Annotated in this window: 15 protein-coding genes; 8 read left to right on the forward strand and 7 right to left on the reverse strand. The window is 69.4% G+C overall.

The genetic code is table 11. The annotated features are described in order from the left end of the window. Nucleotides 1-18: 18 nt before the first annotated feature. The 4 genes from DZF91_RS38600 (at nt 19) to DZF91_RS38615 (ending at nt 7,511) form a co-directional block, all read left to right on the forward strand. Nucleotides 19-1,341: an amino acid permease gene (locus DZF91_RS38600; protein WP_268916015.1), complete on the forward strand. Its 1,323-nt coding sequence runs from the start codon at nt 19-21 to the stop codon at nt 1,339-1,341. Between the two features lie 243 nt (nt 1,342-1,584). Then, complete coding sequence (locus DZF91_RS38605) at nt 1,585-5,487, forward strand: nSTAND1 domain-containing NTPase (RefSeq protein ID WP_117361977.1); 3,903 nt, start codon at nt 1,585-1,587, stop codon at nt 5,485-5,487. Nucleotides 5,488-6,014: 527 nt separating this feature from the next. Next, nucleotides 6,015-6,581, forward strand: coding sequence for a hypothetical protein (locus DZF91_RS38610; protein ID WP_147341581.1), 567 nt, complete (start codon nt 6,015-6,017; stop codon nt 6,579-6,581). Nucleotides 6,582-6,839: 258 nt separating this feature from the next. Beyond that, nucleotides 6,840-7,511, forward strand: a complete 672-nt coding sequence (locus tag DZF91_RS38615) for a C40 family peptidase (protein ID WP_117361979.1) — start codon at nt 6,840-6,842, stop codon at nt 7,509-7,511. An 829-nt stretch (nt 7,512-8,340) separates the two neighbouring features. On the opposite strand, the gene DZF91_RS38620 is transcribed toward DZF91_RS38615, so the two are convergent. From DZF91_RS38620 to DZF91_RS38630, 4 genes are all read right to left on the reverse strand, one after another. Beyond that, nucleotides 8,341-9,150 (reverse strand): GNAT family N-acetyltransferase, encoded by an 810-nt coding sequence (locus tag DZF91_RS38620; RefSeq protein ID WP_147341582.1) that lies wholly within the window; start codon nt 9,148-9,150, stop codon nt 8,341-8,343. A gap of 413 nt (nt 9,151-9,563) precedes the next feature. After that, on the reverse strand, nt 9,564-9,755 hold the full coding sequence (locus DZF91_RS39245) for a hypothetical protein (protein ID WP_147341583.1): 192 nt from the start codon (nt 9,753-9,755) through the stop codon (nt 9,564-9,566). 902 nt (nt 9,756-10,657) lie between these two features. After that, nucleotides 10,658-11,449, reverse strand: a complete 792-nt coding sequence (locus DZF91_RS38625; protein WP_117361981.1) for an SAM-dependent methyltransferase — start codon at nt 11,447-11,449, stop codon at nt 10,658-10,660. Nucleotides 11,450-11,535: 86 nt separating this feature from the next. After that, nucleotides 11,536-11,862 (reverse strand): NUDIX domain-containing protein, encoded by a 327-nt coding sequence (locus DZF91_RS38630; protein WP_117361982.1) that lies wholly within the window; start codon nt 11,860-11,862, stop codon nt 11,536-11,538. A 235-nt stretch (nt 11,863-12,097) separates the two neighbouring features. Here DZF91_RS38630 and DZF91_RS38635 point away from each other — a divergent pair, with 235 nt between their 5' ends. Beyond that, nucleotides 12,098-13,786 (forward strand): hypothetical protein, encoded by a 1,689-nt coding sequence (locus DZF91_RS38635; RefSeq protein ID WP_147341584.1) that lies wholly within the window; start codon nt 12,098-12,100, stop codon nt 13,784-13,786. Between the two features lie 175 nt (nt 13,787-13,961). Here DZF91_RS38635 and DZF91_RS38640 read toward each other — a convergent pair whose 3' ends face one another. Next, a complete protein-coding gene (locus tag DZF91_RS38640) occupies nt 13,962-14,399 on the reverse strand; it encodes a hypothetical protein (RefSeq protein ID WP_117361984.1) in 438 nt (145 codons plus the stop codon). A 419-nt stretch (nt 14,400-14,818) separates the two neighbouring features. Here DZF91_RS38640 and DZF91_RS38645 point away from each other — a divergent pair, with 419 nt between their 5' ends. Together DZF91_RS38645 and DZF91_RS38650 are read left to right on the forward strand one after the other, a co-directional pair. Further along, the gene (locus DZF91_RS38645; protein ID WP_117361985.1) at nt 14,819-15,013 is read left to right on the forward strand and encodes a CsbD family protein; all 195 of its coding nucleotides are present in this window, start codon (nt 14,819-14,821) and stop codon (nt 15,011-15,013) included. Between the two features lie 586 nt (nt 15,014-15,599). After that, a complete protein-coding gene (locus DZF91_RS38650) occupies nt 15,600-17,249 on the forward strand; it encodes a PQQ-binding-like beta-propeller repeat protein (RefSeq protein WP_117361986.1) in 1,650 nt (549 codons plus the stop codon). A gap of 23 nt (nt 17,250-17,272) precedes the next feature. On the opposite strand, the gene DZF91_RS38655 is transcribed toward DZF91_RS38650, so the two are convergent. Then, a complete protein-coding gene (locus DZF91_RS38655) occupies nt 17,273-18,616 on the reverse strand; it encodes a sensor histidine kinase (protein WP_117361987.1) in 1,344 nt (447 codons plus the stop codon). 113 nt (nt 18,617-18,729) lie between these two features. Between DZF91_RS38655 and DZF91_RS38660 the strand changes: the two genes are divergently transcribed. After that, on the forward strand, nt 18,730-19,251 hold the full coding sequence (locus DZF91_RS38660; protein WP_199487193.1) for a hypothetical protein: 522 nt from the start codon (nt 18,730-18,732) through the stop codon (nt 19,249-19,251). Between the two features lie 25 nt (nt 19,252-19,276). On the opposite strand, the gene DZF91_RS38665 is transcribed toward DZF91_RS38660, so the two are convergent. Beyond that, a complete protein-coding gene (locus DZF91_RS38665; protein ID WP_117361988.1) occupies nt 19,277-19,969 on the reverse strand; it encodes a response regulator transcription factor in 693 nt (230 codons plus the stop codon). Between the last annotated feature and the right edge of the window lie 470 nt (nt 19,970-20,439).

A 20,439-nucleotide genomic window follows, 5' to 3' on the forward strand; every position in this document is an offset into this window, starting at 1 on the left:
CGGCACCGCCAGGTCAGCATGATCGCGGTGGGCGGAGTGATCGGTACCGGCCTGTTCATCGGCTCTGGCACCGGCATCCACGACACCGGACCAGGCATCGTGCTGTCCTACGTCCTCGCCGGCCTGCTCGTCGTGGCCGTGTCGCGCATGCTCGGCGAGATGGCGGCCGCCTCCCCCGACACCGGCTCGTTCTCGTCCTATGCGGACCGGGCGATCGGCCGCTGGGCGGGGTTCGGCATCGGCTGGCTGTACTGGTGGGCCTGGGTGGTCACGCTGGCCATCGAGGCGACCGCCGGGGCTCTCGTCGTCCACCACTGGCTGCCGAACGTCCCGCAGTGGACGTTCGCGCTGCTGTTCATGCTCGTGTTCACCACGGTCAACATCGTCTCGGTGGCGAACTTCGGAGCGTTCGAGTACTGGTTCTCGATGGTCAAGGTCACGGCGATCCTGCTGTTCATCGGCCTCGGATTGCTCGCGATCCTCGGCCTGTTGCCGACAACGGCGTCACCGGGCCTGAGTAACCTCACCGGCCCCGGCGGCGTCTTCCCGCACGGCCCGACCGCCGTCATCACCGTCATCCCGGCGGTCGTCTTCGCCTACGGTGGCACCGAGATCGCCACGATCGCCGCCGCCGAGGCACACTCGCCGCATCGTGCCGTCGGCCGGGCCATCGCGCAGACCGTGTGGCGCGTCGTCATCTTCTTCGTCGGCTCGATGGCGGTCGTGGTCGTCCTGCTGCCGTGGAACTCCAGCGGCCTGCGCGACAGCCCGTACGTCGCCGCGCTCGACCGGATCGGTGTCCCCGGCGCGAGCCGGATCATGGACGTCGTGGTGCTCGTCGCCGTGTTGTCCTGCCTGAACTCCGGCATCTACACCACCTCGCGCATGGCCTACTCACTGGCCGAACGTGGCGACGGTCCCGCGATCCTCGCCAGGACGTCCCACCGCGGTGTCCCGATAGCCGCCGTCCTGGTCTCGGTCGCGTTCGGCTTCGTGGCGGTCTTCCTCAACTACCTCAGCCCGGAAACCGTCTTCATCTTCCTGCTGAACTCCGGCGGCTCCATCCAGCTCTTCGTGTGGCTTGTCACGGCCATCTCCCAGCTACGCCTCCGCCCCCATCTCGAAGCGACCCATCCCGGCGGCCTGCCGGTGCGCATGTGGGGATATCCATACCTGACCTGGATCACGATCACCACCATGACCGCGATCCTGGTCGCGATGGCCCTCGCGCCCGACTCCCGCCCCAAGGTCGTGGGATCCCTCGCCCTGGGAGTCGTCATCGTGATCGTCGCTCTGCTGCGTCGGCCTCCGGGCTCGGCCGCGTCGGAGGAGGTCCTGTAGTCGGGTGACTCGCGGTCGGCCTCCAGGAGGACGCGGCAACGGGACTACCGGGATGGTCGCAGTGCCACCTCGCCCCTGGGCCGGGCTCCTCGTCGCCGCTGACGTGTGCGAGCACCGGCCGGGAGCCGCCCTCTCCGTACATCACCCAGGCGGCGATCAGTGTGGTGCGGGTGTCCTCACGATCCGGCCGCGCACCGAGCCCTCGGAAACTACAATCAGGACATGTTCAATCACTTCAAGTAGTTGAGGCTGGTCGTGGTTGAATTCCGTGTCGAGCTGAGGCAGCGCCGCCTGGCGAGGAAGTTGTCGCAGGCCAAACTCGCCGAGGAGATCAAATTCGCGGAGAGTTACGTCACCCGGATCGAGTCGGGCGCTCGCCCGGTGACGATCAGCTTCGCCAGAGCCTGTGATCGCGTGCTGGAGGCCGGCGGCGTGCTGCTGGATCTGGCGAAGCAGGAGGTCGCGCTGCGCGGCCAGGTCTGCCCCTATCGAGGACTGCAACCGTTCGAGTCGGGTGACTCGACGCTGTTCTTCGGCCGTGAGCGGGTGGTGGCCGAGTTGCTGTCCAGGTTGGCCGAGCAGGTTATCGAGGATGACGGCCCGTTGATGCTGGTGGGGGCGTCGGGAGCGGGGAAGTCGTCGCTGTTGCGGGCCGGTGTGGTGCCGCAGTTGAGGCTGGGGGCGCTGCCGGGGGTCCAGCCGCAACGGTGGGCGGTGGAGGTGTTCACGCCCGGCGAGCATCCCCTGCGAGCTCTGACCGACGCGCTGGGTGCGGAGCCAGTCGACTTCATGGCTCAAGCCGAGGGTGAGATGACGGCCGGGCACTGGTCCCCACGGGTGTTGGTGGTCGACCAGTTTGAAGAGGTCTTCACCTTGTGCCGGGACGCGGCAGAGCGGTCCGGATTCGTCGCCTCGCTGTGCGAGCTGTGCCGGGCCCACGCCGGAGGCAAAGCGGCTTTGGTGGTGGTGAGCGTCCGGGCGGACTTCTACGGCCGGTGCCTGGAGTTCACCGAGTTGGTTCCTGCGTTGCGCCGACAGTTGCCGCTCGGTCCGATGAGCGAGCAGGAGTTGCGGTCGGCCATCGTCGAGCCGGCTCGGGCGTGCCGGCTGAAGCTGGACGACGGCCTTGTCGAATTGATCCTGCGGGATGCCGCCGCACGGGAGGGTGCGGGTGATGGTGGTGCGGTGGGGGTGCTGCCGTTGCTGTCGCATGCGCTGCTGGCCACCTGGCAAATGCGCCAGGAAGGGCAGCAGCTCACCGTCTCGGCCTATCTGCGCAGCGGCGGGCTGCGCGGCGCCGTCGCGACGACGGCCGAGCGGGTCTACCAGCAGCTCGAGGAGAGCGAGAAGGATGTCGCCCGGCGGCTGCTGCTCCGCCTGGTCGCCGTGCACAGCCATGATGCCCCGCCTGCCAGGCGCCGTGTCCCGCTGGCACAGTTGGAGTGGGCGCATCAGGTGGTGGAGGTGTTCGCCCAGGCACGTCTGGTCACCGTTACCCAGGACACCGTCGAAATCGCCCACGAGGCGCTGCTGACCGCGTGGCCGACGCTGGCCGGCATGATCGCCGCTGACCGGGAGGGGGTGCGTCGGCGGCAGCGGCTGGACGCCGACGCCGAGGAGTGGCGGCAAAGCCCGCTGCCCGAACTGCTGTACCGGGGCACGCGGTTGGCCGTGACGCTGGAGTGGGCGCGGTCATGCCCGGATTTGAGCATCGCGGAGCAGGCGTTCCTGGACGCCGCGGTGTACGCGCGCGACCGGGAGATCGAGGAGGCCGAGCGGCGGCGCAGAGCCGAGACCGAGGCCCGGATCGAGCGGGAACGCGCCGAGGACCGGCATCGCGCCGACCAGGCCGAACTGGCCAGGGTCGAAGCCGAACGCGCGGCGGCCGAGGCCAGGGCGCAGCGCGTGCGCAGCGAGGAGCAGACGGCCCGCGCCCGGCAGCAGGCCCGGTACCGCAGGCGGCAGGTGCGCACGCTGGCCGCGGCGTCGCTGGCCCTGGCCCTGCTCGGCGTGCTGGTGATCATGCTGTGGCGATCGTCGGTCGAGCAGGGGGCCACGGCATTGGCCGGTCAGTACGGCGACCGGTCACTGGCCCGGCCCGACCAGCCCGACCTCGCCATGATGCTCGCCGTCCGCGCCCGCCGCACCGGCACCAACCCTGCCGCCGTCAACGCCGTGCTCAGCGCGCAGGCCCAGGACTTCGCCGGCCAGTTCCTTGTCGATCCGATCGGCAGGGCCGGAGAGGCCACCGCGGTCGCTACCGCCGGCGATCTCGTCGCGGCGATCGGCGATCAGCCCCGGGTCCACGTCTGGAACCGGGTGACCCGCCGGGAGGTCGATTCCTTCCAGGTGGAACGGACGGTGGCCAGCGGATCCACCCGTGGTGTCTTCGGCGGGCTGGCCTTCGGTCCCGACGGGCTGACCCTGGCTGCCAGTGACGGCCGGGCGGTCGTGCTGCGGCAGGTGGCCGCACATCGCTCGATCACGCTTCCCGCGGGTCAGACCGTCTTGGCCAAACCTGCTCTGCACGGTGTGTCCTTCAGTCGCAGCGGCCGGCTGGTGGCCGGCTCCACTGGTGTGTGGGACGTGCCCTCCGGAAGGCTGCTACGGCCTGGCTTTCCGGGGGGCGAGGTGAACACCGTTGCCTTCACTTCAGATGAACAGCATGTGCTGACGGTGTCGGACGACGGCCACCTGCGCCTGTGTCCCATCACCTCCGGGCCGCCAGAGCGCGACAAGGACCTGGGACACGGTCACTTGCGCTCGGTCGCGGTGAGCCCGGACGGTTCCTTGGCGGCCGTCGCCGGGTGGGACGGCGTAGTGACGCTGCTGCACCTGCCCGATCTGCAGCCGGCCGGCGAGCTCCGCGGACACAAGGACACGGTGCTGGCGGTCGTCTTCTCCCCAGACGGCAAGCTACTGGCCACCGGCGCAGAAGACCGCACCGCGCGGATCTGGGATACCGCCACCCGCCGCCTGCTCACCACCGAGAACGGCCACACCGGCGACGTCGACAGCGTCGCCTTCACCACCGACGGGCAGACGCTGGCGACCGGGGGCGGCGACGGCCTGGTCAAACTGTGGCGTCTGGAGTCGACCCGGCACACCGTTGCCGGGGGCGGCCTGTCCGGTGTCTCGGTGAGCCCGGACCAGCGCAGTGCTGCCACTGTCGGCGGCGATGGCGTCGTCCGGTTGTGGAACACCGCCACGCATCAGCAGACCGGTGCGCTACCCACCAAAGGGCAACCGCTTCATGCTGTGGCCTTCAGCCCCGACCGGGTGCACCTCGCGGCGGTCGGCGACGCCCGGGTGTGGGTATGGGACCTGCGCACCGGACGCCTCGCCTGGCCGCCCTACACCGCACCCGACTGGACCGCACCCGGCTGGCTGACCAGCCTCTCCTACGACTCCACAGGCCGACGACTGGCCGTGGCCGGCGGCAGGTCCCTGCTACCAGGATCCAGGATCGACTACACCGTGACGGTGCTGGACACCGCGACCGGCAGACTCGCAGCGCCGCCGCTGGCAGGCGGACACTACGATCAGATCCGCTCCGTGGTCTTCCAACCCGGCGCCGACAGGCTGGCCAGCGCAGGACTCGACCAGGCCATCGACCTGTGGAACGTCAGGTCCGGTGCCCTGGAACACCGCATTCCGGGGTTCGCCAGCGCCGTGTCCGCGCTCGCCTTCACCCGGGACGGCCGGATGCTGGTCAACACCAGCCATGATCAGCGCATCACCGTATGGAACCCGGTCACCCGGAAGGCGATCGGCACGGCCATGACCGGGCACACCAAACCCATCGAGGCTCTCGCCTTGAGCCCGGACCAGGAACTGCTGGCGACCTCCGCCCGCGACGGCACCACCTGGGTGTGGAACCTGCGCCGCCGCACTCCCCTGGCGACCCTCACCGACCCGGTTCCAGACCAGGACGTCAACGGCGTCGCCTTCATCGACGAACAGCACTTGGTCACCGTGACCAGCAAGGGAGTACTGCGGTTCTGGGATCTGAACCCGGACCGGGCCGAAGCCCGGATCTGCCGGGCCGTGACCGGCATCCCGGCCGACTACTGGCGAACCCTGATCAGTGACCCGCCCGACCAGGGACCGTGCCCGCCGCTGCGCGCCCCGGCGCGCGGTCCCTGAGCCGCGCCGGCGCAGGCGAACACGCGTGGTCGGTGGGCCGCCGAGTAGAGCTCTTACCTCTTACGTGGACGCCGTTGTCGTCACGGAAGACCGAGGTTTCAACGAGCCGGCCATCGCCCAGATAGAGCGCCGGGCGCTCGATCGGCTCCAAGTGCCCCCTCGCAGAAGTAGTCCTGCTGATCCACGACACCCGGCTGAGCCTCTCTCAGTCCGCTCAATCACCGCTCCCGTTCACCCGGCAGGCTCACCGGACCGCCCGCGACTGGCCCACGCGTGCATCGCTGCGGCCCGGCCCGCCATCGCCCACCTCCTCTGCCCCGCCCTTTCCTCGCCTCCTGGACCAGAAGTCGCCCTCCGCTTTTGAGGGGCTGATTGATCGAGGCGGGGAGATCGCGGGAGCCCTGACAACCTTCCAAACGACCTCCGGCAGGTTGTCACCCTCTGGTAGCGGTCCGCTGCGATCCGTCACAGTCGACCCACGGCAGCCGAACACCGGCTGATGAACCAGCAAGAACCGGAGGAACGAAATGTCCATTACCAAGACGGCAGCGATGGGGGCGACCACCTTGGCCTCCTCCGCGCTGCTCGCCGCCTCGGTCGGCGCGGCGAACGCGGCAACCGTACAGTCCGCGCCCGCCGCGGTGGGCACGACGGCTACCGGGGCCGCTGCGGCGCCGGTGAGCAAGCAGGTCCCGCTCTCGCCTCACGGGTACGGTCGCCTGAAGATCGGCATGTCCGAGCGGCGAGCCCGGGCGACCGGCATGCTCGCGCTCAAGACGCACTCGCGTGTCTGCGACGGTTACGACCTCAAGGGACACCCGACCGGCCGCAACAGCGTCAGCGTCTACGTCTCCCACAAGTACGGGGTGGCGCTCATCCAGCCGCCGAAGAGCACGCGAACCACGCGGGGCGTCCACATCGGGTCCACCCTGGCGCAGGCCAAGCACGCTTACCGGGGTCTCAGGCGCGACAGCCGCGGATACTACAGCGTGAGCGCGCCCGGCAACCCGCGGGCCCTCTACGAGTTCGCGGTCTCGCACGGCAAGGTCAGCTCCATGGCGCTGGCCCTCAAGGTGCAGGACTGCTTCAACTGACCGTGACGCCGTAAGCGGCCCCGCCCACACGAAGAGCCGGGCCGAGGAACCGCTCCCAGCGTCCCCGTAGTCCGTCGACTGCCGGCGCGTTCGCGCCGAGACGCAAGAAGGCAGACGTCGCGCAGCCTGCCGCAGCCGGCAGTGGCGGCGACAGCCCCTGGTCCGCCGGAACTGAGCCCGGCGGACCAGGGACCAGCAAGTCACCGGCACACCCAAAAACCGCCGCGTCCCACCTCGCACTTCAAAAGGAGACAATTCATGAAATCCCAGCATGCCCGCAACAAGCAGATCGGGCTGACACTGGCCACCACACTCTGCTCCGTGACGCTCACCGGCGGCCTCGCAGGAGGCCCGGCGGCATCGACCTCGGCCACGGCAGCCGGCCCAACAGCTCAAGCGAGCCGAACCGCCCAGAACACACCACAGACTGCCCCGGGAATCACAAGTGGCACCGCGGGCGTGCGCCTGCCCGTGGCCGACAAAGGCAATCCGGCCGCAACCGTCGTCCGGCTCGCCGAGAGCCAGGTCGGCTACCACGAAAAGGGGAACAACTGCACAAAGTATGGGAAATGGGCCGGGCACGAATGCGCCGAATGGTGCGACATATTCGTCGGCTGGGCGTTCTGGAAAGCCGGCCGGCTCGCCGCAGCAGGAGGGAAGGTCTATGAACGTGTCGACGACCACCTGGCGTGGTTCAAGCAACACAACCGCTTCCACCGCAGGGGTGCGAAGGGAGGCGGCCCCCGCCAGGGTGCCGTGATCTTCTTCGACTTCAACGGCCACGACGGCCCAGACCATGTCGGGATCGTGGTGGGCTACGACAGTACCCACGTCGAGACCGTCGAGGGCAACAGCGGCGACCAGGTGCGGAAGCACAAGTACTCGCGCTCCAGCCGCTTCATCTGGGGGTACGGCTATCCCGCCTGGTGAGGGAGAGTCGCGCTTCGCCCGCAGATGACCCGCCAGCGGCACTCCGGCCGGGCCGCGACAGCACCGAACATTGCGGTGGCGACGTGCGGTCGCACGTCGCCACCGCACCATGACCGGCTGACGCGCTGGAGAACTACCTGACCGACCGGCCACTGGACGACACCACGACCGTCGTGCCGCCGCCCGCCCCGCGGAACGGGGTGCGGCGGCGCACGAGCTACGCCATGGATCTCTGAGTTGCGAAAACAGGATTCCGGCGGATGGCGAATTACGACAAAGCACGCGTCTGAGGCTCTGACCGGTGCGCTGCGACGCGGCTCTCTCCGACAGCCCCAGCTCCGCCGGATGATCTTGGACTCGGACGCGCGGATGACATAATCGGCGGGGAGACACGTGCCGACGTCGTCGGAAGCCACATTCCGGCGCGGCTACCTGCGGGGTCGGCCTGGGCTCGGTTGAGTCCTCCCCCGCTAGCCATTCCCGCTTGATGCGCCGCCGTGCCAGACCTGCAACCAGATCCGGCGGCTGCGCATGGCGTCCTGGATGCCGTAGGGGGTAGAAGTGCTGGGCGCGTGTCGCGCGAGCCAGGCCAGGAGGCGATTCCATGATTCGTCAACGGCCGCAGTCACGAGCTCGTGATCGACAGGGATGGCGGACTCTCAACCCTGCTTTCTCCTAACGGACGCTCTCCCCGACAAAAGTCAGCCGCACGATCACCTGAGCTCCTGCCGCAGCCCCCGCCCGGCGTTGGTCGTCGTGGGTTATGTCGGCCCAGTGCACGGTGGCGTCGGGTTCGCCCGAGGGCGGCGCCCTCCGTCCATGCCAAGGTTCAGGGGAAGCGGGAGTAGGTCACGTAGTCGGCCACAGCCCGGAAGCCGAGACATCGGTAGGCGGCTGGGTTCGCCGGAGTCGTGACGTGTACGACGTCGGCCACCCCGTCGGCCAGCAGCGAGCTGGTGACTGCGGCCACCAGCGCAGTCGCATAGCCGCGCCCCCGATGTTCGTACGCGGTGTAGGTCGGCCCGAGGCGCACTGCCGAACCGAAGCGGGGACCGTGCCCGGCCACCGCCACCACCCGACCTCCGGTCTCCCAAAGGTGCAGGTCACCGGCGGCAAGGCGGCTCGCGACGGCACCGATCGTGCCATGCCCCCTGGTGACGGCCTGGTACCAGCGGTCCAGCAGGTCGTGGTCGGATGGCGTCGCGGGCCGGGCGAAGCCCTCCGGTGGCGGACATGACCGGAGCGTCTCCAGCCGGTGCAGCCGCGCTCGGTGGCCGACCGGCTTCCCGGGACAGGCCGACCCGAACGCTTCGGCGAGGTCACTGCGGCCTTCCCACGCATGGGGTACACCGCCGAAGCCACCGTCCAAGTGCCCGGGCAGCGCGGCAGCGGCCCGCGTCGGCATGTCGCCGAGAAGCAACGGCCCGAAGGGCGGGCGGACGAACGCACCGCCGACCATCCCCTCCGGACCCGTCCACCATCCGAACAGCGGCGCCCTGAGCTTTCGGCCGGAGTGACCTTGAGCCGATAGCGCGACCAGGAGAGGAAGGTTGGTCGCCGCCCGTCCAAGCAGGAACTCCTCGCCCGCGGCGAACTCAGCCGGATCACCCACCACAGACCAGCCAGAGGTCAACGCCACCGCCGCCCCCCACAGGACACGAACGACGCATCAAACCTCAGGCGCCGGCCGCAAAAGCGACTCAGAGGACGGCGTTCACCAGAGCCAGCAAACATCCGAAGCGGCACCATCAACTCGATCACGGATCCACCATTCGCTCGTGATCCAGGCCTTTCCTGCTGAGATGGCGATCGCCTCGGCGAGGCTATGAAGCTCGGCCGCATCCCCGTCGGTGGAGGTTGGCCGATGCAGGAAATCGATACCGATGCTGCCCGCGCCCCTGAATCGCGCCGGTCCTGGCACGGGAAGCAGGCCCGTGACGGAACGCCCTCTTAGGCACGGTGGCAGATCTGCTCACTGGCCGCAGTTCAAAGCGACGGAAGGAAGATTGCTGGCTTGAGGTCGGAGGTTGACTGTGACGGAGGAGTTCCCTTCTAGGTGGCGCTTGGGAACGGTGTCCAATTATCGCTGGTGGTCGGTTCCGGTGTGTGCGGGCCTTCCTGCCATCCTTCCATGGGGTGGCGCTCCAGTATGTACCAGAGCCAGAAGATCACCCCGGCAATGAGCGCCACGATGATCAGGAGCGCGACACCGCAACCGTAGTCGGCTTTTTTCAGTCGGATCATCGGATCAGTTAGCGACTCTCTGCTTGGTTTCGCCTTGGACGTCGGCGTCGCGTTTGAACTGGGGAATGTCCCTAGACATGTGGTCGGCATCCACTCCGCAGTGCTCGCCGTTGCCGTTGAGCCAGTGGGATGTCCAGGTGCAGGTGCCGTCACCCGTGACGCGTGATCATGCTACGGCCAGGCATCGTCCTCTCAATCTCCGCGACGTTCGCGACCAGCACCCCCAGATCGGTGTGTTCTTGGCATATGTGACCTCGCCTGCTCGACCGGGAGCTATATCTGCCCAGGTCGTGGCTGGGCGAGTGGAGCCGCTGCCGCCGAACGGCGATCCCCGGGCCGGCGGCCTTCTTGACCAGAAGTGCTCCCGCATTGCGAATGCCGCACGTGCCCTGGAGGCCGGAGTGCACGTGCGGTGGATGCCCGCCGATGAGGTCTGCGGTCAGGACTACAGATTCTGCCGTGCACTGGCTGAACGCGGGATGCGGTGTGCGCTGGCGGTGCCGCGCAGCCAGAGCGTCGGGACCGGCCCGGCCGCCGGTCATGCCCATGTTCCGGGCACAGTCAGTGACGGTCAGGGTGTGGTCACGTTGTGCTGTGGTCGCCGCCCGACCCCCAACCCGGGGACCGGGAACTGGATCAGCGGCCATGCTCCGGCTGCCCCTGATCGGCGGGCCTCACCTCGCGAGCCGATTGGTCCCGGCTCTTGCCGGAAGACGGCTGGTCGTCGGACACGGGTATCTCCTGCGAGCGGTCGCGATGGTCACGTTCGCAGCACTTGCAGCAGCCACTGCGTGCGCTCGCTCGCGGCGGAAGATGGCCCCAGGACAGATGGCATGCGCTCCCTAGCGCAATGTTCCACCGCCCGGCGACTCATGGGACGAAGTTCGGGGCGTGTCACTTGATCACGGTTTGCGTGCGACCGCTCCCACACAGGAGACCTCTGGGCCCTGGCCCCAGGGATTGGGGTCGGGCCGCCACCGCGACACCGAGACCACGCCAGGCTCGAGCAGGGTCAGGCCCTCGAAATAGCGGCCGATCTCTTCGGGACTGCGGGGCGTATAGGGGACGCCGCGGCCGCCGGCGTTGTAACGCTGAATGGCCTGCACATAGGCCGGGTCGGTGTCAGCGCCGTCGTAGACCGCCAGGTGACTACCCGGCGGCAACCGCGCCATCAGCCGCCGCACGATCGATCGGCACTCCTCGGCGTCATCGACCAGTCCGAGAATGCCCATCAGCATGAGCGCGACCGGCCGGGAGAAATCCAAGGTCGCCGCGGCCTGCGCGAGGATCGCCTCAGGGTCGCGAACGTCCGCCTCGATGTAGGCGGTGGCCCCTTCGGCGCTGCTGGTGAGCAGGGCCTGCGCGTGCACCAGCACCAGCGGATCGTTGTCGACGTACACGATCCGCGCATCGGGCGCGATCCGCTGGGCCACCTCGTGGGTGTTGTCGACGGTCGGCAGTCCGGTGCCGATGTCCAGGAACTGCCGGATCCCGGCCTCGCCGGCCAGATACCGCACCACGCGCGTGAGCATGTGCCTGGAATGGCGGGTGATATCGACCATGCCCGGGAAGATCTCGCAGATCCTGTCACCGGCTTCCCGGTCAACGGGGTAGTTGTCCTTGCCTCCCAGCAGGTAGTTCCAAATTCGTGCCGAGTGCGGCACGGTCGTATCGACCCCAGGCGGCGTGCCCATGAACTCTCTGCCTCCCGGAGATACGCGGCGCTACCAGACAGTCCACCGATTGTGCAGCACCTCCCACGACCGCGACCAGAGTCAAGTCATGCCGCCGGGCGAGGAGGGCCTGGACGCTGTTCGGTCAGCGTAGTCAGCCACGGACGGCTCAGTTCAGCGGCTGCTCTGTTTGAGAGGGCGCCCGTGCTGGAGGTAGGCGGCAGCTCCACGCCGAGCTCTTCCTTGACCTCGCGGCGCGCGGTGTCCCACGGGTATTCGCCGTGTTCCATCGCGCCGCCGGGAATCTCCCAGGTGTCGTCCCCGTAGGCAGGACGGACCAGCAGGATTCGTCCTTCAGGGTCGTGCAGGATCGCACCCGCGCCGACGATGTGCTTGGGCAGGCTGGCGTAGTACTGCGCAGGCGGTACCGTCATACGCTTCGACGTTACCGCCAACTCCGGCGGCCAAACCGTGCTCCGCGCCGCACGGCATTCGCTGATGCCGAAACCGCAGGCGTGCCAGGGCCGCCGACCGCCGCTCCCCCAGCCGGTCCCAGTGATCGTCAGGTGAAGACGATCCCCCTCTTCGGGCGAGTAGGGGTGGACGTCGGTCGCGGATCGGCGTCCGTTCCCCGGCGCCGCGACGGCGCCTGAACGGTGAGGAGAGGGAATGGCCAAGAGGACACTGATGGGGCTGGGCGTCGTGGCACTGGTGGCGGGCCCGGTGCCGCACGCGCTGGCGACGGCACCCCACGCGCCGGTGGCCGCGCCGCCCTCCCCGGTGGCGGCATCGCACAGACCGGTCATCGTTGGATCGGCGGAACAGGGAACCTTCCATCGCGGAACCGTGATGCGGCAGCGGGGCGAGCAGCCGACGTTCCGCCGGCTGCAGCGGGCCGCGGCGGCCGGTGAGCACCGGCTGGAGGTCACGGTGCTGAACCGCGACGGCGCGGTCGCCACGTCGGACGAGACGAACTGGCTCTCGATCTGGCCGCTGGACGGCAGCGACCCGGCCGGCACCGAGGTGGACAACGGGCATGGCGAGGGCTCGTTGCCCGCTGGTGACTACTCGCTCAACGCCGAGGTGGACCACCAGGAGGCCGACGGTACGTGGTCGAGAACCATAATCTGGCTGCCGAAGGTGACGGTGACCGGGGACGTGTCGCTCACGCTCGACGCGCGGACGGCCAACCCCGTCCAGGTCACGGTGGACAAGGCGGGGGCAAGACCGGCCGGAACCGAGGTTGATCTCGTCCAGCGGATCGCCGGTCGGCGCCGGCACCTCACCGGGACCTTCGGGCTCGCCGGCGACCACCTGTACGTCACCCCCGCCTCAGCCGAGGGCGGCACGGAGTACGAGGTGCAGTCGCTGCTGACCCAGAACGGGAAGACGGAAGGCAGCCCCTACGCGTACAACATCGCGAGCAAGGCGGCAGGCGTGCCGGCGGACCTGACGCTGAGCGCGCGCACCAAGGACCTGGCGGCCGTCAAGGTCAGGTACGCGAGCGAAGGTCGACCCGGTTGCGCGGGAGCACACGCGGGGGTCGACTGGGGAACCGGCAGCGTCCTCTCCTTCTACTGGGGCGCGGGAGCCGTTCCGACGACGCGGACCGAGTACTACACCCCGGGGCTCGACTGGTTGCGGGATGAGGCCCTCACCACCGCCGACTGCGCGTTCGACGAGAACGACATCAGGACCCGCACCGACCGGTTCCCGACGGCCGGAGCGTACACGCGGAGCTGGAACAAGGGTCCGCTCGGTCCGGCCGACGGTCGTCTCATCCTCGACACCGGCAACGGAACGGGGTTCTCGGCGGCGATGCTGTCCGAGCGCGGCGCGCTGAGCAACATCCGGAGGTACTCCTTCCTGAAGGGGGACTCGGCGCTGGTGAGCCTGAGCGGTGAGTCGATCGGCCAGAGCGTCGTCCCGGGCTACGGCCGGATCTGGGCGCGCCCGGAGCCGGGCCGGTACACGCTGACCACGAACGCCACGCGGTCGGCGCCATGGTCGGACCTGGCGACGAGTCAGCACGTCGTCTGGGACGTCATGGTGGGTCAGGACGACATCATCAAGCTGCCGACCGTGGAATACCGGACGGCCCTCGACGATGAGAACCGGGCGCCCGCGAACACCACGCAGACGCTGACGCTGACCCTGCAGCAGGCGAAGGCGGGTGTGAAGCCGACGCTGTGGACGTCCTTCGACGACGGGGAGTCGTGGACGCCGGTCTCCGTGAGCGCCGACGGCGACCGGTGGACGGCGTCCTTCCGCAATCCGGCCAAGGGCTTCGTCTCGCTGCGGACGAAGATCGATGGAGCGGTCGACCAGACCGTGATCCGCGCCTACGGCCTCCGCTGACCTGAATTCCGGGATCGCCGGGGGCCCCGGACACCGGCCGGAGGCTCCCGGTGATCACTCGTCCCCCGTCCGGGACCGGCGCAGGGCGAGGCGGGTGGCCCCACCCCGCCGGCCGGCGTGTCCGGACGGCTCAGGAATCAAGGTCCGGCGGTCACGGCTGCTCAGTTCACACCTGTCACCCGTTGGGGAATCTGCGATACGTCTGCCCACCGCTGTCCGGCCGCATCACGTTCGGGCCTGGCATTGGCTGAACCGGAGGTGGGATCGGCGGACCGAACGGTCCGGCGTTCATGGGAGCGGACTTGCCGGGGCGGGACGCCACGATGCCGACCTGCACCAGGCCGCCGCAGGCGACCGCCGCCCCGCCGCCCATCACCAGCGCCGCGAACAGCCGATCATCTGACCGCTGCTCGGCATAGCTGTTGTCACCGCTCGGAGCCCCGTTGGTGGTGGAGACACATCGATCACCTGGGAGCATCTGCTTGCCACCGCACTCCACCGACGAGCTGTCCCACTGCTCCCAGCCCGTGAACAGGATGAGCCCCCCGAAGAAGACCGCGCCGATGCCTGCCAGACCCTTTCCCCGAACGACCTGGTCCCACCGTGAGTTCATTCCCGCGACTCTAGTGACGATGGGAACTCACGAGCGAGGTTCTTTGCTGGCCTACACCGGCCCCTCGCCGGGACTTCCGGCTGCTCCAAGGATCCCCCAGCCATCGGCCAGGGCAGGAAGGGACCGGAACGCCAGTTCTCCTCGTGTGTCCGGCAGCAGGCGCGGGGAGCGCAGGTGCCGGAACTTTGTGGACGCGCCTGAGCGGGGGTCATCCCCCTGCGGGGGTGCCTCCACCGGGGCGTACGTCCGGGTAGGAGGGGTTGCCTGCTCCCCGCGCACGCAAGGATGGTCCCAGACTGCCCCTACGGGTTGAGGATGGCAGGGCCGCTGCTTGGGGTGACCGAACGCACGTATCCGGTTGCATAGTTCGTTGCCGACCGGGCACCTCCAGACGCGTACGGCGAACGGGAGGAGGAATCATGGGCTTTCTGGACAAGCTCAAGAACAAGGCGCAGCAGGGCAAGGGCCGCGGCAAGGAGGCGGCCGGTCGGGCTGCCGACGACCCCTACCTGGAAGCCGAGGGACGCAAGGACCGTGCGGCCGGCGGTGTGAAGCAGGTGGGCGAGAAGGCCAAGGACGCTGCTCGCGAGGTCCGCAGGAGCACCGAGAAGTAATCCCGGCCAGGGCCGGGGAACTCGGCGGCGCGTGCAACGGTAAGCCGCTTCTGCCGAGGCCCCGGCTTGGCCGTCCAGTGGGCCGGTCGCAGGACCGCCGTCGAGGCCGTCACACATTCAGGTGTGGTCACCATGGCCTCGACCGCGTCGCTTATCTCCCTGCGGTCGGCCCATCTGCATGCTCTCCTCCGCAAGCCACCCGGCCTGGCTTTACCTGCGCGCGACTGGCTGACCCCGTGTGAGTGCTCCCTTGCTCGTATGGAGGCAGGTTGCTTCTAACGCAACGATGACTCGGAGAGGCGCTCCGGGAGGGGTCGCGTAGGGCCAAGTCGCTGCTGAGGAATGCGCCCAGCGAGGTCGAGGTCAGGTGCAGTGGCACCCGCGAGGCGCCTCGGGGTGTGCAGAGGCGTGGTTGTGTGGGCGTGGCTCTGGAGCCCGGGCGGTGGGTGGCGGCGTCGGGGCGGCGGGCTCCTTGGGGGCTCAACATGTTTTCTTCAGGAGCTCTTAAGAAAGGGTGATTTACGATCTCGCCCTGTTCATGGCGGTTTGAGGTGCCGCCTAGGTTCCGGGGCTTAAGGAAGAGATCGTGTGGGTTCACGCGCGGCCAGACTCGTCCATTCAGCGGATCACGCGGTCCGGTGTCGCGCTCACTTCGGGTGCCGCGTTGCTTGGGGCGCCGTGGGGCGCGGTCGGGACTGCGGCGGCCGACACCGCGCCGCGGAGCGGGACGCCTGCGACGGTGAGTGCGGATCCGTTGCCTACCTGGCAGATCGACGGAGTGGTCTGGAGCATGGCGACGGTCGGGGACACGGTGTACGCGACCGGCAACTTCAGCAAGGCCCGTTTGCCGGGCACCAAGCCGGGGAACGTGAAGGAGGTCTCCCGGCAGAACCTGCTGGCGTTCAGCCTGAGTACGGGGAACCTCGTCACGTCGTTCAACCACAGGTTGGACGGGCAGGGGCTGCGGGTGGTGGCGTCGCCGGACGGCAGGCGGGTCTACGTGGGCGGTGAGTTCACGACCGTGGACGGCAAACCGCACACTCGGCTCGCCGCATTCGACACCAAAACCGGGAAACTTGTGGACGCGTTCAAGCCGGTGGTGTCCAACAAGGTTCGGGCCATCGCGGCGACCGCCAGCACGGTTTACTTCGGCGGCAACTTCTTCAGCGTTAACGGCAAGGCTCGGATGCGGCTCGCTGCTGTGCGAGCGGCGGACGGGGCCAACATCGAGTCGTGGCGTCCGACCGCGGATGACGACGAGGTGTTCGCGCTCGCGCTCGGTCCCGGTGGCAAGACCGTGTTGGTGGGTGGTCGTTTTCAGACGCTGAACGGCCAGGCGCAGGTCGGTGTCGGGGCGGTCGATGCGTCCAGCGGGGCGCTCGCGCCGTGGCGCAGCCGTCCGGTCCCGTCGCGGAGGGGCTCGGAGTTCTCCTATGTGACCGACCTGCGGGTGCAGGGTGACACGGTCTTCGGGGCGGCGGACGGTGAGGGCGGTCATTGGTTCGACGGCCGGTTCGCCGCGAAGGCGGATGGCGGCGAGTTGGTCTGGCTGGACAACTGCTATGGCGCGACCTACTCGATCCTGCCGCTCGGCAAGACGGTCTACAGCGTCTCGCACGCGCATGACTGCACGTCCCTCGGCGCGTTCAGGGAGACCTCGCCGGTGACATGGCATCGGACGCTCGCCGAGACGGCGGCCCCGATGGGGAGGGATCAGGGCGAGCCGGGGAGCAACAGCAACTATGACCGGCAGCCCGTTCCGGGCCTTCTGCACTGGTTCCCCACGTTGGCTGCCGGCGCGTTCACCGGGCAGTACCAGGCCGCGTGGGCGGTTACCGGGAACGCCGGTCTCATCGCGCTCGGTGGTGAGTTTCCGAGTGTGAACGGCAGGGCGCAGCAGGGGCTCGTGCGGTTCGCGGTTCGGAGCAAGGCTCCGAACAAGGCGGGTCCGCGGAGTATTGGCGCGCCGCGTGCGTCGGTTTCGTCCGGCAAGGTCTTGTTGCGTTGGACGGCGTCCTGGGACATGGACAATGCCAACCTCGCCTACGAGGTCCTGCGGGACAAGGGCACCAAGCCGATCGGCACGGTCAGCAGGACGTCCACGTTCTGGAGCACGCCGTCGCTGAGCTTTACCGACTCGTCCGCCCCGAAGGGCAAGCACACTTACAGGATCCGCGTGCGGGACCCGCTGGGGAACGCCTTCACCACGCCGGCCTCCAACGCCGTCAGTCGTTGACGCCGCCGTCTGTGGGTGGACGGTCAGCGGCGGCCGGAGCGGCGTCTTCTCGACCGTGGGGAGCGTGTGCCGAGGGGCTTCTCGCCGGTGCGCAGCCAGACCTGGATCTGGGCGCCGCCCATGGGCGAGGTGTCGATGCGCAGGGAGCCGCCGGTGCTTTCGGCGAGGCGGCGTGCGATGTCCAGGCCGAGGCCGGTGGAGCCGGCTCCGCTGGCGCCGCGCCGGAGGGCCGCTTCGGGTTCGGCGACGCCGGGGCCCGCGTCGCTGAACAGCAGGCCGGTGGTGTCCCGGCCGCGGTGGACGGTGACGGAGAAGGGGGTGCCGTGCGGGGTGTGGCGGAAGATGTTGCCGAGCAGCGCGTCCACCGCGGCGGCGAGTTCGGCGGCGGCGACCGGGACGGGGAGGGGGTCGTCCGGGAGGAGGACGTCGACCTCCCGGTCCTGGTCGTCGGCCAGGGCGGACCAGAACTCGAGGCGCCGCCGGACGACCTCGGCCGCGTCGCAGCGGGCGGTCTCGCGGTCGTCGCGGCGGGCCAGGTCGATGATCTCGTCGATGGCGAGCTCGAGGCGGCCGAGGGCGTCCTGGCTCTGCGACATCCGCGCCGGGTCCGCGGGGTTCGCGGCCAGGCCGTTGAGGTTGACCCGCAGCGCGGTCAGGGGTGTGCGGAGGCGGTGGGAAAGGTCGGCGGCGGCCTCGCGCTCGGCGGCGAGGAGGCGTGCGAGCTGGTCGGCCATGTGGTTGAACGCCTCGCCCGCCGCCCTCAGCTCCGCGGGTCCGTCGGGCTCGACGCGCGCGGCGAGGTCGCCGCGGGCGACGCGGGTGACGGCCTGGGCGAGGCGGTCGGCGGCCGCGACCACGCGGACGGCCAGCCGGTCCGCCATGGCGACCGACACCAGGACGAGCGCCAGCGCCACGAGCACGAGGATCACCCAGGAGTTGATCACGCCGCGGCCGAACTCGGAGTCGGGGATGAACACCTCGACCACGGCGTACTCGCCGGACCTGAGCAGGACGGGCCGCAGCAGGAGGGTTCCGCCGCGCGCCGGTGTGGTGAACGAGCGGTGCAGCGTGCTCGCCCGCCTCAGGTCGGCCGGGTCCGTGCGCGGGGCGCCGATGGGCGGTCCGGCGTGCGGGTACAGCGTCATATGGCCTGCGGCTCCGGCGGACGTCGAGCCGACCGCTTTCTTCAATGCCGCCGGGTCGGCGGTGATCGTCAACACCGGGACCAGCGACTCGGCCTGCTGGACGGCCGCGTTCAGCGCCCGGTCGCGGGCGATCTGGCCGTTCAGCAGACCCAGCGGGACGACGAACGACAGCGCGACCATCGTCGTCACGGCCACGGCGATCCGTGCCAGCGCCGCTCTCATCCGGTCCTCGCTCCACTCAGTACCATCACGTCACCCGCGGCCGGGGGTCCGGCCCTTCCTCGAACCGTTCTCGTCCTCCCGCCGCCGGAAGCCTGGTGAATGCGATGCGCCGTGTGCCCGTTCCTTTTCGTTTCGCGGCGGCCTGGGTCGCGGTCACCGCGACCGGCATGGCGATCAGCTGGGCCGGGGTGGGGGACGCGCTCCGCGGAACGGTGATCGACTCCCCGAATCCGTCCCTCAGCGTCCCGGCGGAGGCCAGGGGCGCGCGGCCTCTTCCTCCCGCCGCCTCCGGTTCGGCGTCCGGCGGGCCCGGGCCGGCGTCGTCGCGTCCGGTGGTCTCTCCGACGCGCGCCCGCCCCTCGGCGTCCCGCACGCCGGCCAAGCGTCCGCCGGATGCCGGGCCGTCGGCGGGCGATCGGCTGAGCACCTCGGTGGTGAGGGCGGGACGCGTCGTCTTCGCGCTGGGCGCCGACTCGGCGCGGCTGGTCAGGGCCACGCCCGGGCCGGGGTTCCAGGTGAAGGTCTGGCAGACGTCCACGTGGATCCGGGTCGATCTGACGGACGGTACGCACGGCTCGACCGTGATCGCGTCGTGGAACGACCATCCGCCCATCGTCCAGGTGAACGAGTTCTGACGCCGTCGGCTCCGGCGGCGGGCATTCAGTCCGGTCCTCCCGCCGAGGGTTCGACGAGCATGAGCCCCACGCCGCGCACCGTGTGCAAATAGCGCGGCGCCGCCGCACTCTCGCCCAGTTTCCGGCGGAGCCATGACACGTGGACGTCGATGGTCTGGTCGTCTCCGAAAGACTGCTGCCACACTTCCGACAGCAGTTCCCGGCGCCGCACGACGCGTCCGGAGTTCGCCGCGAGAAAGGCCAGGAGGTCGAACTCGCGGCGCGACAACTGCAGGGGCGCGCCGTCCAGGACGGCCTGTCTCCGGTCGACGTCGACCTTCAGCCCGCCGACGGTGATCGCCTCGTGCCGGACCTTGGTGCGCATCCGCCGGAGCACCGCTTCGAGGCGTGCGTGCAGGTGCTCCGCGGAGAAGGGTTTGACCAGGTAGTCGTCGGCCCCGGAGCGCAGCAGGCGGATGATCTCCCGCTCGCCGTCCCGGGCGGTGGCCACCACGACGGGGACGTCGGACACCGCCCGCAGCATCTTCAGGACCTCGGCGCCGTCCAGGTCGGGGAGCCCGAGGTCGAGGACCACCACCTCCGGCGGGCAGGAGGTCACCAGGCGCAGGGCGTCCAGCGCCCGGCCGGCGCTGTTCACCGAATGCCCGAGCACGGTCAGCTCGCGGACGAGGGCCCGCCGGACGTGCTCGTCGTCCTCGACCACCAAAACACTTGCCACGCGCCAACCCTAAACCCTCCGGATAGGGCGCCATCTACCGAAAGCGGCTCTTCACAAGAAACCTTACGGAGTACGACGTGCGGTTCAGGACACCGCCCACTCCGAGCCGATGTCCTTAAGTCGTCCTTAAGGAGGCCCTGACCCCTTTCTAAGGGACCTGGTTCTAACGTCACTGGCATTCGGCGCTTTCTTCGGAGGCTCCTGCCGTGCCCGGTGCGGGTCCGGAGACGGCCGCCTGCCCGCATGGCGCGCCGCATTCACCGAACGTTTTCCTGGAGGCCGTCATCAACGTCAATTCGAGGCGTCCGGCAGCCGACGGCGCACGCGTCGGAGAGCGGCCCTCGACGGCACCGGCGGGCGCGGGCGAAGCGGACGGCCACTCCCCGCACGCCGCGCCGCCCGCGCCCGCCACCCGGCCCTGCGAGTTCTGCCGTCGGCCCGTCGCGCAGGTGCCGGGCGGTCCGCTCCGG

Origin of the sequence: Actinomadura logoneensis (assembly GCF_003428695.1) — a bacterium.
GTDB classification, from domain to species: domain Bacteria; phylum Actinomycetota; class Actinomycetes; order Streptosporangiales; family Streptosporangiaceae; genus Spirillospora; species Spirillospora logoneensis.